This is a genomic window from Thiomicrospira microaerophila (genome assembly GCF_023278225.1).
GTDB lineage: Bacteria > Pseudomonadota > Gammaproteobacteria > Thiomicrospirales > Thiomicrospiraceae > Thiomicrospira > Thiomicrospira microaerophila_A.
Map to the genome: position 1 here is coordinate 472,636 of NZ_CP070959.1, position 17,244 is coordinate 489,879.

The 17,244-nt window shown below is 47.4% G+C and carries 23 protein-coding genes and 1 tRNA gene; 21 read left to right on the forward strand and 3 right to left on the reverse strand.

What is annotated here, in order from left to right; genetic code table 11:
• The first annotated feature begins 1 nt into the window (after position 1).
• Genes JX580_RS02225 through JX580_RS02260 form a run of 8 tightly spaced genes read left to right on the forward strand, consistent with a single transcriptional unit; the run spans position 2 to position 6,904 of the window.
• A complete protein-coding gene (locus JX580_RS02225; RefSeq protein WP_248851171.1) occupies positions 2 to 475 on the forward strand; it encodes a Na+/H+ antiporter subunit E in 474 nt (157 codons plus the stop codon).
• The gene (locus JX580_RS02230) at positions 476 to 730 is read left to right on the forward strand and encodes a monovalent cation/H+ antiporter complex subunit F (RefSeq protein WP_248851172.1); all 255 of its coding nucleotides are present in this window, start codon (positions 476 to 478) and stop codon (positions 728 to 730) included.
• Entirely contained in the window at positions 727 to 1,077 is a 351-nt protein-coding gene (gene mnhG, locus JX580_RS02235) for a monovalent cation/H(+) antiporter subunit G (RefSeq protein WP_248851173.1), read from the forward strand. The genes JX580_RS02230 and mnhG overlap by 4 nt, the downstream gene beginning before the upstream one ends.
• The gene (locus tag JX580_RS02240) at positions 1,064 to 1,975 is read left to right on the forward strand and encodes a hydrogenase subunit MbhD domain-containing protein (RefSeq protein ID WP_248851174.1); all 912 of its coding nucleotides are present in this window, start codon (positions 1,064 to 1,066) and stop codon (positions 1,973 to 1,975) included. Before mnhG ends, JX580_RS02240 begins: the two co-directional genes overlap by 14 nt.
• Entirely contained in the window at positions 1,972 to 2,280 is a 309-nt protein-coding gene (locus JX580_RS02245; RefSeq protein ID WP_248851175.1) for an NADH-quinone oxidoreductase subunit K, read from the forward strand. Before JX580_RS02240 ends, JX580_RS02245 begins: the two co-directional genes overlap by 4 nt.
• Positions 2,277 to 3,680: a complex I subunit 5 family protein gene (locus JX580_RS02250; protein WP_248851176.1), complete on the forward strand. Its 1,404-nt coding sequence runs from the start codon at positions 2,277 to 2,279 to the stop codon at positions 3,678 to 3,680. Before JX580_RS02245 ends, JX580_RS02250 begins: the two co-directional genes overlap by 4 nt.
• The gene (locus JX580_RS02255; RefSeq protein ID WP_248851177.1) at positions 3,681 to 5,177 is read left to right on the forward strand and encodes a complex I subunit 5 family protein; all 1,497 of its coding nucleotides are present in this window, start codon (positions 3,681 to 3,683) and stop codon (positions 5,175 to 5,177) included.
• Positions 5,174 to 6,904: a complex I subunit 5 family protein gene (locus JX580_RS02260; protein WP_248851178.1), complete on the forward strand. Its 1,731-nt coding sequence runs from the start codon at positions 5,174 to 5,176 to the stop codon at positions 6,902 to 6,904. The genes JX580_RS02255 and JX580_RS02260 overlap by 4 nt, the downstream gene beginning before the upstream one ends.
• 147 nt (positions 6,905 to 7,051) lie before the next feature.
• Here JX580_RS02260 and JX580_RS02265 read toward each other — a convergent pair whose 3' ends face one another.
• Genes JX580_RS02265 through JX580_RS02275 form a run of 3 tightly spaced genes read right to left on the reverse strand, consistent with a single transcriptional unit; the run spans position 7,052 to position 9,547 of the window.
• On the reverse strand, positions 7,052 to 8,197 hold the full coding sequence (locus JX580_RS02265) for a ChaN family lipoprotein (RefSeq protein WP_248851179.1): 1,146 nt from the start codon (positions 8,195 to 8,197) through the stop codon (positions 7,052 to 7,054).
• Positions 8,187 to 8,639 carry an NfeD family protein gene (locus JX580_RS02270; RefSeq protein WP_248851180.1) on the reverse strand — a complete coding sequence of 151 codons (453 nt, stop codon included), beginning with the start codon at positions 8,637 to 8,639 and terminating at the stop codon, positions 8,187 to 8,189. The genes JX580_RS02265 and JX580_RS02270 overlap by 11 nt, the downstream gene beginning before the upstream one ends.
• Entirely contained in the window at positions 8,636 to 9,547 is a 912-nt protein-coding gene (locus JX580_RS02275) for an SPFH domain-containing protein (protein WP_248851181.1), read from the reverse strand. Before JX580_RS02275 ends, JX580_RS02270 begins: the two co-directional genes overlap by 4 nt.
• Positions 9,548 to 9,696: 149 nt before the next feature.
• On the opposite strand from JX580_RS02275, the gene JX580_RS02280 reads away from it, so the two are divergent.
• From JX580_RS02280 to JX580_RS02340, 13 genes are all read left to right on the forward strand, one after another.
• Positions 9,697 to 10,197, forward strand: coding sequence for a GlcG/HbpS family heme-binding protein (locus JX580_RS02280; protein ID WP_248851182.1), 501 nt, complete (start codon positions 9,697 to 9,699; stop codon positions 10,195 to 10,197).
• A 111-nt stretch (positions 10,198 to 10,308) separates the two neighbouring features.
• Positions 10,309 to 10,399, forward strand: a tRNA-Ser gene (locus JX580_RS02285).
• A 215-nt stretch (positions 10,400 to 10,614) separates the two neighbouring features.
• The gene (locus tag JX580_RS02290) at positions 10,615 to 11,847 is read left to right on the forward strand and encodes a tyrosine-type recombinase/integrase (RefSeq protein WP_248851183.1); all 1,233 of its coding nucleotides are present in this window, start codon (positions 10,615 to 10,617) and stop codon (positions 11,845 to 11,847) included.
• A gap of 306 nt (positions 11,848 to 12,153) precedes the next feature.
• Complete coding sequence (locus tag JX580_RS02295; protein ID WP_248851184.1) at positions 12,154 to 12,333, forward strand: hypothetical protein; 180 nt, start codon at positions 12,154 to 12,156, stop codon at positions 12,331 to 12,333.
• 25 nt (positions 12,334 to 12,358) lie between these two features.
• Complete coding sequence (locus tag JX580_RS02300) at positions 12,359 to 12,499, forward strand: hypothetical protein (RefSeq protein WP_248851185.1); 141 nt, start codon at positions 12,359 to 12,361, stop codon at positions 12,497 to 12,499.
• Positions 12,500 to 12,563: 64 nt separating this feature from the next.
• The gene (locus tag JX580_RS02305) at positions 12,564 to 12,728 is read left to right on the forward strand and encodes a hypothetical protein (RefSeq protein WP_248851186.1); all 165 of its coding nucleotides are present in this window, start codon (positions 12,564 to 12,566) and stop codon (positions 12,726 to 12,728) included.
• 48 nt (positions 12,729 to 12,776) lie between these two features.
• Complete coding sequence (locus tag JX580_RS02310) at positions 12,777 to 13,145, forward strand: hypothetical protein (protein WP_248851187.1); 369 nt, start codon at positions 12,777 to 12,779, stop codon at positions 13,143 to 13,145.
• 78 nt (positions 13,146 to 13,223) lie between these two features.
• Positions 13,224 to 13,388, forward strand: coding sequence for a hypothetical protein (locus tag JX580_RS02315; protein WP_248851188.1), 165 nt, complete (start codon positions 13,224 to 13,226; stop codon positions 13,386 to 13,388).
• Positions 13,389 to 13,799: 411 nt separating this feature from the next.
• Positions 13,800 to 14,078: a helix-turn-helix transcriptional regulator gene (locus JX580_RS02320; RefSeq protein ID WP_248851189.1), complete on the forward strand. Its 279-nt coding sequence runs from the start codon at positions 13,800 to 13,802 to the stop codon at positions 14,076 to 14,078.
• Between the two features lie 14 nt (positions 14,079 to 14,092).
• Complete coding sequence (locus JX580_RS02325; RefSeq protein ID WP_248851190.1) at positions 14,093 to 14,677, forward strand: hypothetical protein; 585 nt, start codon at positions 14,093 to 14,095, stop codon at positions 14,675 to 14,677.
• A 2-nt stretch (positions 14,678 to 14,679) separates the two neighbouring features.
• Positions 14,680 to 15,027 carry a hypothetical protein gene (locus JX580_RS02330; RefSeq protein WP_248851191.1) on the forward strand — a complete coding sequence of 116 codons (348 nt, stop codon included), beginning with the start codon at positions 14,680 to 14,682 and terminating at the stop codon, positions 15,025 to 15,027.
• A gap of 191 nt (positions 15,028 to 15,218) precedes the next feature.
• Positions 15,219 to 16,148: a hypothetical protein gene (locus JX580_RS02335; protein ID WP_248851192.1), complete on the forward strand. Its 930-nt coding sequence runs from the start codon at positions 15,219 to 15,221 to the stop codon at positions 16,146 to 16,148.
• A gap of 3 nt (positions 16,149 to 16,151) precedes the next feature.
• Positions 16,152 to 17,219, forward strand: a complete 1,068-nt coding sequence (locus JX580_RS02340) for a PriCT-2 domain-containing protein (protein WP_248851193.1) — start codon at positions 16,152 to 16,154, stop codon at positions 17,217 to 17,219.
• Positions 17,220 to 17,244: the final 25 nt, after the last annotated feature.

Sequence of the window (17,244 nt, forward strand, 5' to 3'; positions counted from 1 at the left end):
TATGTTGCATAAGTTTTTGCGATTCAGTGTGTATTTTTTCGGATTAACGGTGTGTTGGTGGGCATTAACCGAGGGGGATAACCAGGCCTGGTGGTTTGGGGCGCCTTTGGCATTGATCATTGCTGTGTGGATGCTTGGGGTTTGGCCGAGTGTGCATTTGCGTTTATCGAATATTTTGTTTTTGTTGCCAAGAATTATCCTATTTTTTTTATGGCAATCCATTCAAGGCGGTTGGGATGTAGCAAAACGTGCGATGGCGAGGACAGTGGATATTGAACCGCTGGTGTTGACCTATGAGTTACAGTTGCCTGTGGGCTGGCGGCGTGATATTTGGTTGGCGATGATCGGCTTAATGCCGGGTACCTTGGCAGTGGGTTTAGAAGGCAATAAAGCGAAGGTACATGTGTTAGATAAGCGGTTGGATGTCCAAGCAGGCCTGGTTAGGTTTGAATATTTATTATTGATGTGGCGTTAAATGATGGCAAGTTTTTATCTGGCGGTAGCGTTTATTTTATTGATGACGATGGCGTTTGGCTTGATACGTGTGATGCGTGGACCAATGCGCGTCGATCGGATGCTGGCGGCGCAGTTGTTGGGAACCAGCAGCGTGGGTATATTGCTATTGTTAGCGATGGCGTTTGACCAATCGGCCTTGCGTGATGTTGCGCTGGTGTTTGCGTTGTTGGCCGCGATAAGTGGCTTGGCGTTTGTCCGGGTGCTCTCAAAATGACGATATTATTTAATGCCTTGATCGATAGCATCAATTGGCTTTGGCTGTCTCAAGCGATGAGTGTGGTGCTCATTTTGGTTGGCGCGTTGTTCTTTGTTGCAGGCACGCTTGGCGTGTTGCGATTTGATAGCGCGTTAACTAGGTTACATGCATTGACCAAGGCGGATAACTTGGGACTTGGGTTTATTCTGCTTGGGCTGATACTTCAAGCGGATAGTTGGGCGTTGGTTGTTAAGTATTTAATCATTTGGAGCTTGGTGTTACTCAGTGCGGCCGTGGCCAGTCATTTGATGGGACAGCGTGCTTACCAAAATCAGCAAAAAGGGAGGCAAGATGTTGATATTTGACTCGGTCTTGGGGCTGCTGATTCTGTTTTTGGCTTGGTTAAGCATTTCAAGTCGTGATTTGTTTGAGGCGATTGTGATGTTTATCGCGCTGGGTTTGATGATTGCATTGGCTTGGATGCGCTTACAAGCACCGGATGCGGCTTTAGCGGAGGCGGCGATTGGCGCAGGTTTAGCCGGCGCATTATTGCTCGCCACGCTGTCGCGGTTAGAGTGCCAGACGGATGATCAGCCCCGTTCGATATCGGTGTTGTGGAGCTTGGTTTGGTTGGGGTTGGCGGTGGGTTTGTTATTGGCTTTTAGCCAACTGCCGACAGAGCATCCTGGCATGATGCCTGAGGTGTTGGCGAATATTGACCAGTCGGGAGTGGGGCATCCGGTTACAGCGGTATTGTTAAATTATCGTGCTTGGGATACGGCTTTAGAGTTGGCGGTATTGGCCTGGGCCTGGTTCGCACAGCAGGCGATTAATCGTGGTCAGCATCCGGCTTTTTTAAGTTTACAAGGTCAGGTTTTGAGCAGTGCGGCGAAACTTTTTGCCCCTTTGTTGATTTTGATTGGCGGTTATTTGTTATGGCGCGGTGCGGATGCATCAGGTGGCGCATTTCAGGCAGGCGCGGTATTGGCAGCCGGATTGGTTTTGTATAGCCTGGCAACCCAGTCGGCTTTGCCTTATCAAGGGTGGCAAGGCTTGGCGTTGAAAATTTTATGGCTGGCGGGTTTTTGGTTGTTTGCGTTAGTCGGATTGGTTGGCTTTGTTTTAGGCTTGAGCTTTATGGGGTATCCGCCTGCACATGCAGGGAGTTTGATTTTACTGATTGAACTTTTTGCGACCTTGACGATTGCATTTTTATTAGCCGCGATGTTCAGTGGTGTGACGGATAAAGGCAGGGCTGCATGATCACGAGTTACGATGTTTATCTCTTTAGCGCGGCCGGGCTGATTTTGATTGGATTGTTCGGTTTGGCGCGTCGGGTTCATTTATTGCATAAAATCTTGTCGCTGAATGTGATGGGTGCGGGGGTGTTTATGTTATTGCTGACCCTCGCAACCCGTGCCGACACACCGGATGCAGTGCCCCAGGCCTTGGTGCTGACTGGGATCGTGGTGGCGATTAGTGCCACTGCGCTCGGTTTGGCATTAATGCAGCAATTGGCAAAGCTGTCGGATTCGCAGCGTGCACAATTGGATGAGGATATCTTATGAGCGGTTTATTACCAGGCCTGGTGCTCTGGCCTTTAGCCTGTGCCAGCTTATTGGTGATTTGGCCGAAAGCCACCAAAATGCTTGCGTTATTCGCTGTTTTGGGTACGGCAATGATATCGATTTTAGTATTTAACTTGCCGCATGGCCGTTGGGCGCTGGGGGGCTGGGCCGCGCCGCTAGGCATAGGTTGGCGCTTGGACGATTTGAGTCAGTTGATGATTCTATTGACGGGCGTGGTGGGGTTGTTGATTAGCCTCTACGCTTGGTTTGATGACAGTTTACCGCGCCCATTTTGGTTGCTGTGGCTAGGTGCCTGGGCGGCGATGAATGCGCTTTATTTGGCGGCGGATGTGTTCAATATCTATGTCACGTTGGAGTTGCTTGGTTTAAGTGCGGTGGCATTGGTGGCGATTTCTTTGAAGGTCGGTGCCTTGCAAGCCGCGATGCGTTATCTTTTGGTCAGTCTATTAGGATCGATGCTATTTTTGCTGGGTGTCGCTTTGCTCTATGGTCAGTTTGGCGTGTTGGACATGCTGTTGCTGGCGAATGCCATGACGTCGAATTTCAGTATGATGTTTGCGTTAGTTGTAATGAGTGTCGGCTTGATGGCGAAAACAGCGGTATTTCCTTTGCATAGCTGGCTGCCCTTGGCGCATGGTCGTGCACCGGCGGCGGTGAGTGCGATTCTGTCAGCATTAGTCATTAAAGCCTCGTTTTATTTGTTGATTCGTCTATGGTTAGAGGTGTTTGCACCGATTCCGACCGAGGTTTTAGTCCAAAGTCTTTGGGTTTTGGGTAGTCTGGCGTTGCTATGGGGGGCGTGGCAAGCCTTGGCCAGTGCGAATTTGAAGCCGATGGTTGCTTGGTCAACGGTGGCGCAGGTCGGCTATTTAGTGATCGGGCTTGGATTAGTGGCTCACCCTAATACCCCAGATGGCTGGCTGTGGGGGTTGTTGTGGTTAATGTTGGCGCATGCGCTGGCCAAGTCGGCGATGTTTTTGGCGGCGGGAAACTTGCAGCAGGCTGCAGGACATGATCGTTTAGTTGAGTTAGGCGAGGTTTCGCGCCGTCAACCTAAAACGCTGTTTGCATTTGGTTTGGCAGGGGTGAGTTTGGCAGGTTTACCGGTCAGTGCTGGGTTTTTAGCCAAGTGGTGGCTGTTAGAATTGGGGTTATGGCACCAGGCCTGGTGGTTGGTTTTGGTTTTGGTTTTGGGCAGTTTGCTGACAGTGGGTTATGTTTTTCGTGTGTTGAATATTGCGTTAAATACCGAGTTTAAATCTAATGTTGAACCTGAGGCTTTAATCTTGATTCACCCCGTTCGAGAATGGGTGAGTTTGGGTTTAGCCTTGCTTGGCTTAGTCGCTGGACTGCATGCTAGTTGGTTATGGGGGGCTTAAATGATTGATAACAGCCTTTGGCCCTTAATGATTCTTGCCAGTTCCCTGATTCCAGCCCTGCTTATTTTTTTTATAGCAGAGGATAATAAATTTTTGCGCTCAGCGGTCAATATCGGTGGTGCGCTGATTAAGTTGATGCTGGTGGTTTTACTGGTGCTCGGTATTTATTCAGGCGAGGTTTATCAAATCAGCTGGCAATTGATGCCGGGGCTGGCGTTTAGTTTGCGGATTGATGGGCTGGCGGTGATGTTTTTGTTGTTGTCAGCGTTTTTGTGGTTGTTAACGACGATCTATGCGATCGGTTATCTTGAAAATTCGCCGAATCGGGCGCGGTTTTTCGGTTTTTTTACCCTGTGTGTCAGTGCGACCGCCGGGGTAGCAATGGCGGGTAATCTGTTTACCTTTGTGATTTTTTATGAACTGTTGACGCTGGCCACTTGGCCGTTGGTGGTGCATCGCGGTACAGAAAAAGCGATCGCTGCAGGGCGGGTGTATTTGCGTTACACCTTAATCGGTGGCGGTGCATTGTTGCTGGGCACGGTGTTATTGCATGCGTTTGCCGGTTCGCCGGATTTTATGCCGGGGGGCTATTTAGCAGATTTGAGTTTGCCAAGCTGGGTGTTATGGAGCGTGTTTATTCTGTTGATCGCCGGCTTAGGGGTCAAAGCCGCCCTGGTGCCGTTTCATTCATGGTTACCTCAAGCGATGGTGGCGCCGGCGCCGGTGAGTGCGTTGTTGCATGCGGTGGCGGTGGTGAAGGCCGGGGCGTTTGGGATTGTGCGGGTGATGTTTGAGGTCTATGGTATTGAGTACGCAGATGCGCAGGGCATGGCGTATGTATTGTTGATATTAGCGGCGCTAACGATTGTCTATGGTTCGGTGCGCGCACTTTATCAAACTGATATTAAAAAGCGCTTGGCTTTTTCAACCGTGAGTCAGGTGTCTTACGTGGCGTTGGGCATTGCGCTGGCCGGGCCGATGGGCGCGATTGGCGGCTTGCTGCATATTGCTCATCAAGGTCTGATGAAAATTACCTTGTTTATGACGGCGGGTAATTATGCTGAAACGCTGGGCATTCATAAAATTGACGAATTGAATGGCGTCGGGCGGCGTATGCCTTGGAATAGCTTTGCGTTTACCTTAGCCGCCTTGGGGATGATTGGACTGCCGCCAATGGTTGGGTTTTTAAGCAAATGGTATCTAGGTATTGGAGCTTGGGAAGTCGGCGCTTATTGGGTGATGGCGGTGTTATTTTTATCAAGTCTGCTGAATGCCGGCTATTTTTTACCGCTGATTTACCGCGCTTGGTTTTTACCTACGCCGACGCACTGGCCGAATGAGCGACGCTTGAGTCGGCACTGTGAAACCCATTGGATGTTATTGTTACCGCCTTTGGTGACGGCTTTAACGGTCGTCGTGTTAGGGCTGGTGGCTGGATTTGCACTGACTACTTTGGGTTGGGTTCAATGGTTGGTTGAGCAGGAGTTTGTAGGATGAATAGTCTGTTCGCTGGCTTGTTATGGCTTGTCCCAGTTTGGCCGCTGTTACTTGCCTTAGGTTTAACGCTGCCAGCGATACGAAAATTTGGGATTGCGCTTTTGCCTTGGGCATTGCTACCCGCATTATTGGTATGGGTTTTGGCGGGTAGTGCCCAGCTCGGCTGGATTGCGTTGGATTGGCAGCAGGCTTTGTATGCGCCGGATGTTCTGATGGGCACACGTATTACGCTTGATAGTTTGAGTTTTATTTGGTTGAGTTTGGCATTATTGGTGTGGGGTGTGGCTAGCTTGCATTCCAAATGGGTAAAAGATAACCAGGCTTGGCGGTTTGCCTTGTTTTTTTTGCTCAGTATGAGTGGCAGTTTAGGCTTAAGTTTAGCGGCGGATGCGATTAGTTTTTATTTGATGTTTAGTTTGATGAGTTTGGCCGCTTGGGGACTGGTGGTGCATGATCAAACTGAGTTTGCTAAACGCGCGGGCTTCTGGTATTTGCTGTTAGCCGTATTAGCGGAACTGGTTTTGTTTGCCGGTGTGGTCGCGCGCGCGGCGGAACTCGGTACAACCGATTTAGCGGTCTGGGCAAGTCAGTCTTCTGCTGAATGGGGATTAGGGTTAATTTGGTTGGGGCTGGCAGTTAAAGTCGGGGTGCCCTTATTGCATATCTGGTTGCCGTTGGCGCATCCGGCTGCACCGGTTTCTGCCAGTGCAGTGCTGTCAGGGGTGATGATTAAAGCCGGCATTATCGGTTGGTGGGTCATGTTGCCGAGTTTAGTGATGCAAGACTCGGTGTTTGTTAGCTTTATGCCTTGGTTGGGTGTAACGACGATGTTGTTAGCCGCAGTGTTGGGCTTAATGCAGACCGACCCGAAAGCGGTATTGGCCTATTCCAGTATCAGCCAAATGGGTTGGTTGATTTGGGGGTTAGGTTGGGTCTGGCAGGGCGCGGAACCGGATGCGTTGGTGATTTGGGTCGCTTGGTTTGCGTTGCATCATGCGTTGATTAAAGGTGCGTTATTTTTGGGTGTCGGTTGGATTAAGGTTACGGCCACTGAATCGCGGATTGTACCGTGGATTTGGGTTGGATTGATACTTTTGGGTTTGTTATTAGCCGGAATGCCATGGAGTGCCGGAGCTTGGCTGAAAGCGCAAATGAAGTTGGCGAGTTTAGAAGCCGGTTTAGTGATGCCTTATGCGCTGTTGGTAATGGGTTCTGTGGCAACGGCTTTGTTAATGATTCATTTTTTACGGCGTTTAGCTAAACTCGACTCGGTGTCGCGCGAACAGGCTAAACCGATTAATCGACTGGCGCTGTTGAGTTGGTTTGGCTTAGTGGCTTTGGCGGCAGGCTGGATTTATTGGGTGGCTTCGCCTGTCTGGAACGCTGAAGGTTTATTCGATGCGCTTAAACCGCTAGTGATTGCGATTGTGTTGGCGATGGCATGGCGTATCCGTATTCATAAGCAATTAATTTGTCCAGCAGGGGATTTGGTGGTTTGGTTTGAAGTATTGGGTCGTAAGGTGTCGATTTGGCAGCGGGTGTACCAGGCCTGGTGGCAAAGAATGATGCAAAGAAGTTCGAAAGGGTCTTCAAGGTTTTATGATGCTTATCGTCAACTATTAGCGCGAGCCAGTTCAACAGAGGGTCGACTGTTGAACTGGCCAGTCTTTATGCAATCGCTTGGCCTTGTGGTATTGGTATTTGTGGGGTTGTTAGTCTTTGGTTAAGGCCTTGCTTACAAGCTAAGCAGTTTGCCTGCTCGGCTTAAGCCGACCAGTGCGAAGGTTGCGAAATTAATGGAGGGCATGGCTATTCTTAGGCTTAGAGTTTTTTTAAAATGTCATGGCTTTATTGCGAGATATAACAGAAAAGGTTTAGTCCAGTGTTATATCTAACTCAATGATATGTTCACCGCGTTGGATTTTCAGACTTACAGCTTGGTTGGGTTGGGTGCGGTAGAGTGCGAGAATAAGGTCTGCATAATGCTGAATCGTTTGCTGATTTAACGCACAAATACAATCGTCTTTTTTCAGGCCAGCTTTTATTGCGGCGGCGTCATCGCTAAGGTCTTGGATACAGGCACTTTTACCATTAAAACTTGCGCCGAGTTTGCCGTGCTCGGGTAGTGAGATGGTATCGGTATAGACCCAACGATCAACGAAATTTTCTCGGTAATTTTCAAATGAGCCGCCACTTATTGTAAGTTGTTGGTTTTGAAGCTCTGGCAGCTGGCGTGCTATATCTTTTGGGATGGCTTCAAAGTGACCGATGTGAAAGTTTCCCGCGAATACCAGCAGTTTATGCTCTGGGTGTTGTTGTAAAAATCGCACGGCATTAGCGGCCATGGTTTCATCCCAAATTCGTTGGGCATAGATAAAGTCTTCAAGGTTACGGCTTGGTGGTATCTTGTCGCTAAAAAATCGTGTTAAGCGTTGGTGTTGTTCAACACCGGGCGGGTGTATGCTTGGTATAGCTTGGCGTTGAATAAGACTAAGGCTGTCGCGCCCAAGGGTAGAGACTTGGCGAGTGAGTTCATTGGGTGCGTTAAGGGCTAAAACCGGAATTTGATGGCGTTTGGCATAGTGGATTATCGGCTGTAGTAGCCGATAGTCAAAACGCCAACGTTGGAAATATTCGGTGTGGTGTAATAGGTCAGCTTCTGAAAGCTGTCCAAAGATATAGGCGTCAAGCCAGGGCTGAAAGGCAGCTTGAAACCATTCGACACCTATTGCGACTTTGCGATGCTGTTGATGCAGACTTTGAAGCATCGCCAGTTGCACAAGGTGATCTTCAAAGTTGGGGTGGATTTCACCAACATGAATCACTCGGTAATTCGGCAATTGTTGTTTGAGTTCGTCCAAGCTGATGTCAGCTTTGCCTTCATCCACCTGCACCTGCCAGTTCGAAACAAAGCTCAGAGGGTCTAGCACCGCAGGGTGAGTTAGTTCATCTGCCCAGACGTTAAAACCAAACAATAAAGCAAGCAAGGTTAGCGCAGGGTTTGAGATTTTAGTCTTCATGCTCAATAGGACTGACCCAGGCCTGGTTGCTTTTGATCTCATCAACCTTAACACGTTGACCCACTTCATAGCCAGATTTTGGATTCGCTACAATCCAATGGGTGCCATGATAAAACACCATCCATTGCTGGTTGTGTTGCGATAGCAGACCGATATCACCGGTTTGATAAGTATCGAGTTGATCGGGTTGCGCATTATGGGGGGCGATAACCTTCTTCCGTAACGCGAATAATAAAACCATACCAATCGCAAAGGCAAAGATGAGTTGGTATTCGCCATGTTCAAAATCAACAAAAAAACCGAGCAGGCCAACGGTCACTAGACCGATACCAAACCAAAACAAAATAAACAAGCCAAAAATGATTTCAATTCCAATCAGTACCAGGCCTGCAGCAATTAAAATCCAATCTGGAATCAGTTCTATTAAGCCTATCGAATTCATTTTGTAGCGCCAGTTTGAGTTAATAGGCTTTGTAGCGCACTGAGTGAGCCAATTAATTCTGACGCTTCATAAGGAATAACAATTTTGTTTTGCGAATCGCTGGCCGCAATGCCTTCCCAAGCTTTAATGCGGTCTTTGGCCAGTAAGAACTCTGCCGCGCTTGGATTGGATTGCATCGCGAGTGCAATCATTTCTATCGCTTGTTGCTGACCTTGTGCAAGCTGGATTTGTTCATAACGACGTGCATCAGCGGTTCTCTCAATCGCTTCGGCTTCCTTAAAGGCTTTTTGACGATCGCCTTCGGCCTTGGCAATCGTCGCGTTTTTTAATCCTTCCGCTTCGGTTTCAGTGGCACGGCGCTCACGCTCCGCACGCAACTGCAGCTCCATTGCGTGTTGTACCGCTTCGGGTACAGAAATGTCGGAAATTTCTACCCGTGTCACTTTAGCACCCCAATTCGCTGAAGCGGCATCCAATGCCATTAACAAGGTCGCATTGAGGGTGTCGCGGGATGACAGGGTGTCGTCTAAATCCATTTTGCCGATTTCAGAGCGTAATGTGGTTTGGGCGAGTTGTGCAATCGCGTGCTTCAAATCTAGGATTTCGTAGGTGGCTTTGCGTGCTATGCCAACGCGCATAAAAACTAGACCGTCAATGGTAATGCTGACGTTATCCTTGGTAATTACTTTTTGAACAGGAATATCTATAACTTGTTCTTGGGTATTGAACTTTGCCCTGACGCGATCAACGACTGGGATAATAAAGTTTAAACCGCCACTTAATGTGCGGTGATAGCGCCCAAGACGTTCAACAACTTGTTGTTCGGCTTGCGGTACAATCCGAATGCCTGCAAAGAAATAGACAAATACCACACCTAGCAAAATAAGTGTAAAAATTGTGAAATCCATGGTTTAAAAGCCTCCGCTTTTTTTTAACTTGGTAGAATCAAACTGCTCTTCAAATAATCTACTTAAGTAGATGTGCAGAAATACAATTAGATGTATTTGTTTTAATGTAAAAAATAAAATGTAACATAAAAATGACTTTAGGAGGATGTATGTTGAAAAAGACCTTAAAAGCGGCTTTGTTAAGTGCAGGTTTAGTGACAGTCGCAGCACCAGTTGTTCATGCTGATAGCTTGGTAGTTGAAGTGCCACGTCTTACGCTTGAAGTGAATAACAAAATTGCTATGGAAACGATAAAGGCTTGTGAGGCCAAGGGTATCCCTGTTTCAGTAACGGTGGTAGACCGTAATGGAATTATTATGGTTAAAATGCGCGATTCAATGGCTCCACCTGTGTCATTACCGATTAGTGAGAAAAAGGCTTATACTGCCGTTATGTTTAACGCTAATGGTTCGCAACTTACCCGTCAAGCAGAAGGTGCATTGCCTACTTTGGGTGAGGGCCTAGCGTTTATGGCTGGTTCAGTCACGATATCAGCCGGTGGCCGTTTGTTTGGTGCAGTCGGTGTGAGTGGTGCGCCTGATGGTATGGTCGATGAGGAATGCGCAGCAGCCGGTGTTGAAGCGGTTCAGATGGATTTGGAGATGATGTAGTTAATATTGGTTTGTGAAAAAAACCAGATCTGATTCAGGGTCTGGTTTTTTTATTGGCTTTTAGAAGATTAGACAAACCAAAAGAATAAGGCTATAATCCGCGCACATTACGGAGAGCTGGCTGAGCGGTTGAAGGCGCACGCCTGGAAAGTGTGTATAGGTTAATAGCCTATCGGGGGTTCGAATCCCCCGCTCTCCGCCAATACACTATATTAAGCCCGATTATCCGGGCTTTTTTTATGCCTGAAACAATCTAAAATCAACAACTTAGCATTCTATTTGCTATTAAGACGTATTATCGTGTATTATCAAAGCTTATCGAAAAGCGGGTAACTTAGCGGGTAATATTTTGCGTTACCCGCTTTGAATCCCAGCGTTACCCGCTTTTGACAATGATTGATAAACAGGGGGCTAGCGATGCTTACGGATGCAAAAATTAAACGGTTGCGCTTTCAAGAGGGGCAAAATAATAAACACGCTGACAGTAACGGGCTTTATTTGGAAGTGCGTAAAACAGGGGCTAAATTTTTTCGTTACCGATTCCGCTTCAATAAAAAAGAGCAAACGCTTACCTTTGGCGAATATCCAGCGGTGACATTAGCCAACGCCCGTTTGCTTCGAGATGATGCAAGGGTGCAGGTGTTACAAGGCTTAAACCCGATTGAAGAAAAGCGCCAAGCGGTGCAAGCGATTCAACAGCAACAACTTATTGCCAAAAACCGCAAAACCTTTGAACAGGTTGCCAGCCTTTGGTTAGATCAGATGTATAAAAGCAAGTCTTACGATTATGTTAGAGATATTAGCCAACGGCTTGATAAACACCTGCTACCTAAAATAGGGGCGTTATATGTTGATGAGATCACAACCCGCCAACTTATCCAAGCGCTCAAACAGATTGAACAAACTGGCAGGCTTGAAACTTTGCGCCGTATGCAGCAATACGCCAATAAAATATTTCTGCATGCTATCGGCTTTGGTTATTGCGACAATAACCCCGTTGGCAATATAGCCCGTGATCTATTCGACAAACCGATTAAAAGCAATTACGCCCACACCACCGACCGCAAAACCCTAGCGCAAGTTTTGCGCGCCCTAGAAAGCTATCAAGGCGACATTTCAACGCTTAAAGCCTTAACTATGCAACCCTATGTGTTTTTAAGGTCTAGGGAATTGGCAGGCTTGCGCTGGGATGAAATAGACCTAGACCAAAAGGCAATTGAGATCAGCGCCGAGCGCATGAAAAAGAAACGCCCCCACCTTGTACCGATTACCCCGCAAGTTTTGGAAGTTATCGAATATATGCGCCCGATCAGCGGGGATTGTGATTATGTATTCCCTAGCGGTAGAACCAAACAGCGCCCCCTTAATGAACAGAGCCTAAACGCGGCCATGCACCGGCTAGGCCTTAAAGACCTGCAAACCTTTCACGGCTTTAGGCATACCGCTAGCACCTTGTTAAATGAAATGGGCTTTGCCAGTGACTACATAGAAAAACAGCTTGCGCATGAACAAGGCGGGGTTCGATCTGTTTACAACAAGGCCGAATACTGGCAACCACGTTTTGACATGATGACCCAATGGGGCAACTTTTTAGACAGTCTAAAACGGGGTGAAAATGTCATTCCGTTACACGCTATAAAACAGGGTTAAACGCCCCCTATTTGGCATGGGTAAAAACACGGTTTTTTAGTGTCTGATTTAGCGGTGTTGTGTGCGTGTGAGTTTGCATACCATTGAAAAACCAGTGGGGTTAGTGGGGTTAGTGGGATTTTGCTTTTTATTTCAATAAAATCATTGTGTTGCGTTACCCCACTTTAATGGGGTTAGCGTGTGGGGTTGTGGGGTTAGTGGGGTTGTATACAAGATAAAGCGTAATGATAAGAGCGAAAAACTGCAAGCAACATGCAAACAATGTGCAGATGTTGCGATTTTGCCCCCGTGCAGACCCCGCCATTTTTGACCCCAAAAACGCATAAAATCGGACATCAAAACCAACACGAAACCCGCCCCCAAAAACTCAAAAAACAACCCTGTTTTTCACCCATTCAATCAGGCCTGACAGTTACCCGCTTTGGTGGTGTAGCCGGTGCGGTCACCCCAGCCGATCAGATCAGGCCTGATACGTTAGGGCGGTAAACCGTTTGCCGTTGGTGCGGTTGTTGTGTGTCGAGCGTGTGGCGGTGAATGGATTGGGGGCGTGTTGCTGGCTGGTATGGCTGTTACCCGCTTTGGTGGTGTAGCCGGTGCGATCAACCCAGTTAACCAAATCAGCCAACAACTCAGCCAATCAGATCAGGCCTGATACGTTAGGACGGTAAACCTTTTGCCGTTGATGCGGTTGTTGTGTGTCGAGCGTGTGGCGGTGAATGGATTGGGGCGTGTTGCTGGCTGGTATGGCCGTTACCCGCTTTGGTGGTGTATCCGGTGCGATCAACTCAGCCATCCAACCCAGCCAACCAACCCAGCCAATCAGATCAGCCGATCAGATCAGCCGATCAGATCAGCCGATCAGATCAGGCCTGATACGTTAGGGCGGTAAACGGTTTGCGGTTGATGCGTGTGTCGTATTTGGTGTTCGGGTGTGTCGAGCGTGTGGCGGTGAATGGATTGGGGCGTGTTGCTGGCTGGTATGGCCGTTACCCGCTTTGGTGGTGTATCCGGTGCGATCAACCCAGCCAACCAACCCAGCCAATCAGATCAGCCAATCAGATCAGCCAATCAGATCAGCCAATCAGATCAGCCAATCAGATCAGCCAATCAGATCAGCCAATCAGATCAGCCAATCAGATCAGCCAATCAGATCAGGCCTGATAGAGTTGGGCGGTAAAGCGCTTGCCGTTAATTCGGGTGTGTCGGTGGTTTGGTTTTGTCATGTCGTGCGTGTGGCGGTGAATGGATTGGGGGCGTGTTGCTGGCTGGTATGGTCGTTACCCGCTTTGGTGGTGTAGCCGGTGCGATCACCCCAGCCGAACAGATCAGGCCTGATACGTTAGGGCGGTAAACCGTTTGCCGTTGATGCGGTTGTTGTGTGTCGAGCGTGTGGCGGTGAATGGATTGGGGGCGTGTTGCTGGCTGGTATGGCCGTTACCCGCTTTGGTGGTGTAGCCGGTGCGATCAACCCAGCCGATCAGATCAGGGTCCCTCCGCAACAGTTTCTACTGCGGGTCCACGCAACCGCAAAACTCATCTAGGTAAGCCATTTACTTTATATGCAACAAAGCTAGTGGTGTAGCCGGTGCTATCACCCCAGCCAATCAACTCAGCCGAACAGGTCAGGCCTGATAGAGTTGGGCGGTAGAGCCGTTTGCCGATGTTTTTTTTAAAATACGAAAGCTGAAACGTGTAAAAATTGTGAATTTATTTATTTTTTGCACTTTTATTTTCTTCTTTTTTTGCCCGTTTTATTTTGTCGTATTTTGTCGTATTTCTGCGTTTTTTGTTGTATTTTGTTTTTTCTTGCTAGTTATCCACAAATCAGGCTTTTAGTTACCCGCAAAAGGTGATTTACAGGTTACAAATTTTCAATTAATTCTGTGCTTTAATAGGTCACGACTTACGAAACGCAATCACTTAAGCGCTATTAACGCATAGGATAGAACACTATGAGCAATTACACAGAAAGCACAATGAACAACACAGTTAGACCGATTTTTTCGCCGGAGCCGGAACAGGGTTTGCACGCGTCCACAATTGAGAGCCGCCCCCGCTTACTCAAGGTCAAAGAGGTTGCTAGCTGGACTAAATTAAGCGTGTCGCATATTTACACACTTTCACGCCAAGACCTTTTCCCTAAGCCGAGAAAATTAACCGCTAATTCATCCGTATGGCTTGAGTCTGACATCGTGGAATGGATGAATGACCGCCTTGGTTTAAATGGTTAACAGGGGTTTTTAGCATGAATGAAAATATTATATTGAACTGTACCAGATTATCGGGTAACATCGGAATCCTAACTAAAAACTACAACACGCCAAGCCACGCGTCTAAATTGGCTTTTTTTGTGCCCAAAATCAACCAGGCCTGGTTAGGCTTGCAACGATTTGGCGCAAAATACCGCAACCATATTTCTAAATATGAGCGGGTTAAAGGTCGGATACAAGAGCCGGTAACGGTAAAGAAGACCAAACGTGTTGTAGCGTTTAGTAATACCCGCTCACCTGAATTTAAAACAGGTGGGTTACTGACTAGAAACTACAACGGAGGGCAAACCATGCCTTTAATCACTTCAAACCGCCTAACGGCGTTCACATTCAGCGTCAATCTACCTGACGATTCATTTATTGAAACCGTAAGCGCCATGTATTCCGCTGGGGATTGGTTGGCTTATATCACCACTACACGCGATCAACACGCCCCGATCTGCAACACACAGGGCAAACCCTTGCGCTTTGCTACATTGGATAGCCTAGCCCATTATTTGGCCGATGCCGGGCTATGTGAGTTTGATGTATCCCTATTGGGCTTAAAAGGGGTGGCATAATTATGTATCTCTCAAAGATTATCAATATTCAAACGAATACCAATACCAACGACCTGTTTAACCGTGGGCGCTTTAGCAAATTGGAAGCTAGCGAACAAAAAATCGTTCAAAATATAGCATTCTTTAGCCTTGAGGAAGTGAAACAGCGCCTAGCGAGCCTGCAATCAATTTCAAAAGCCGTAACCGTTGCGCTTAACCATGAAGATGACGGCGTTTATGATGCGGTGCAAGATGGGTTAAACATAGCCTATTTTCTAACCTGCGAAACCCAGACCCTTGAAACCCTGCTAGAACTGCATGAGGAAGCACAGGGCATTAAAACGACACAGGCGCGCCTATGCCAGACCTGACAACCAAACGACCGGCTAAACCGATCTAATCACCCTTTTAACAACTGTTTTAAACAGAATACAGAGCCTACAAAAAGGCTTTGCGGTTCTCTGTATCCTGCGATTCACCAAAAACCGCTAAAAACCAAGCAAACACAAACAGGCCTGATAACGCGATAAGGCCTGACACCTAACCAAATAAAGGCAATACCATGCAACAGCAAAACACCCCCAACCAACCAATAACACCAACCAAAAACTATTATTTAGAATCCGGTTCGGATTGTTTACACCTTAACGAGGTTAAGGCCATTATCAACCGAAGCTTAGCCTATATGGGCAACGAAACCCCAAGCCTTGAAGCGGTTTCCTTATATCCGGGTCACAGCTTTAATCAATCGAATTCACGCCTTGGCTGGATAGGCGCGCCAAATGGCCTAAGCGATGATTATTTTTTACTAATTAAAGAGTATGCGGACAAAATTGATGATATTAGCCGCTATTTAAACACCTGCTTTAAATACGGCTACCTATTGTCCGATAAAAGCCAATCAGCGCAAGGATTAGCCTATTACAACCCGGATTTAACCAACGGTGAATACGTTGCCGTTTACGCCATTCATTCAAATATTCTCAAACATAACTTTTATAGGGATTTTGACTTTGCACCCGGGCGCATTAAAACCCCGCTTACCCGGTGCAACGATACTTTATTTTTAAAGCGCTTAATTCAAGAAAATGCCGAAACACGGTTTACGGATATGAATATAAGAGAAGATCAGCGCAAGCAAACCTATAAGCGCCTTGGTTATCGCTATGGGTTCACGGGAAAAGATCAAAAGTTTCATTACTATTTTTATTTTTTAGACGCGCCATTACAGCAGGCTTTCAGTGAAGCAAAAGGAAGCTACCGGCTTGATAGCGCCATTTATACGCTTGCACACAAAGGGTTGTTATTAATTGAAAACGATTCCCCCTTAACACTTACGCCCTTTGATACTGAAACAGGCAAGCCCGCTGCTTGCCTTGCCGTGTCGAGTGACATTCTTAATTATGGTAATCAGCGGCTTGATTTAATCAGCACAAAGAAGCCAGGCAACCTAGAAACCCTGCAACCTGTTAATAGCATTGAGGGTGACTAATCTATGTCTAACAGCTTCACAGATCACCCGCCTTTAGATATTAGCGGCCTAATGGCATTACTTAACCATGTTCACCCGGACAGCCCGCGCGATGAATGGGTTGAAGTGTTAATGGCGGCTAAATCAGAGTTTGGCGATAACGCCAAAGAGGTCATGCGAGAGTGGAGCGCCACCGCCCCCAGTTTTAAACCGGGGGCGTTTAATGCGACATGGAAAAGCATTAGACCCAGCGGGGGAATAACAATTAAAACATTGGTTAAAAAGGCGATGGATAACGGCTATAAGTTTGCACCTTTGAGCCGAGAAGAAGAAAAGCGCCTAAAGGCCGAGCGCAAAAGGTTGGCGGATTTGCGAGCGAATGCCGATAGGCTTGAAGCAGAAAAACGACAGGCAAACTATAACCAAGCCAAAGAGAAAGCGCAAGCGATTTGGGAAAAATTAACAGTTTGCAGCCCAAACCGAGCCAACTCATTAGCTGGTACACACTTGCACCCCTATTACGCAAAAAAACAAATGATTGAAGAAGCTAAACGCTTTGGCGTTGCCCCGATCAGCGGCAATGCGCTAGTTATTCCGGTTTATAAATTCAATCAACAAGGTAAAAAAGAAATAGTGAGTTTGCAGTTTATTGACCCAGAGGGCGGTAAACGGTTTTTAAAAGGCGGGGAAATGAAAGGCGGGTTTGTGGCGTTGCCTGGGAGTTGGGGCTATGTGTTGGAGTTGGTTATTTGTGAGGGATACGCTACAGGCTTAACCCTAGCAGCGCATTACGCCCCATTATCCAATATTGTATGTGCGTTTAACGCCAACAATTTAAAGCCGGTTGCGGATGCGTGGAAGCGCCAATATCCAAGGGCGCGCATGTTAATAGCGGCGGATAACGACAGAGAAACCGAACAGCGAACAGGTAAAAATATAGGGCTTGAAAAAGCAACAGCGGCCGCGCTTGCGGTGGGCGGGGCGGTGTTTATCCCTGAATTTGCAGAGCATGAACAAGGCACGGACTGGAACGACCGCTACATTTTAGATTTGAGCAAGCAGAATAATGACGAGGTGACAGAATGGCGGTAAAAACAGACATACCCAAAGGCGAACC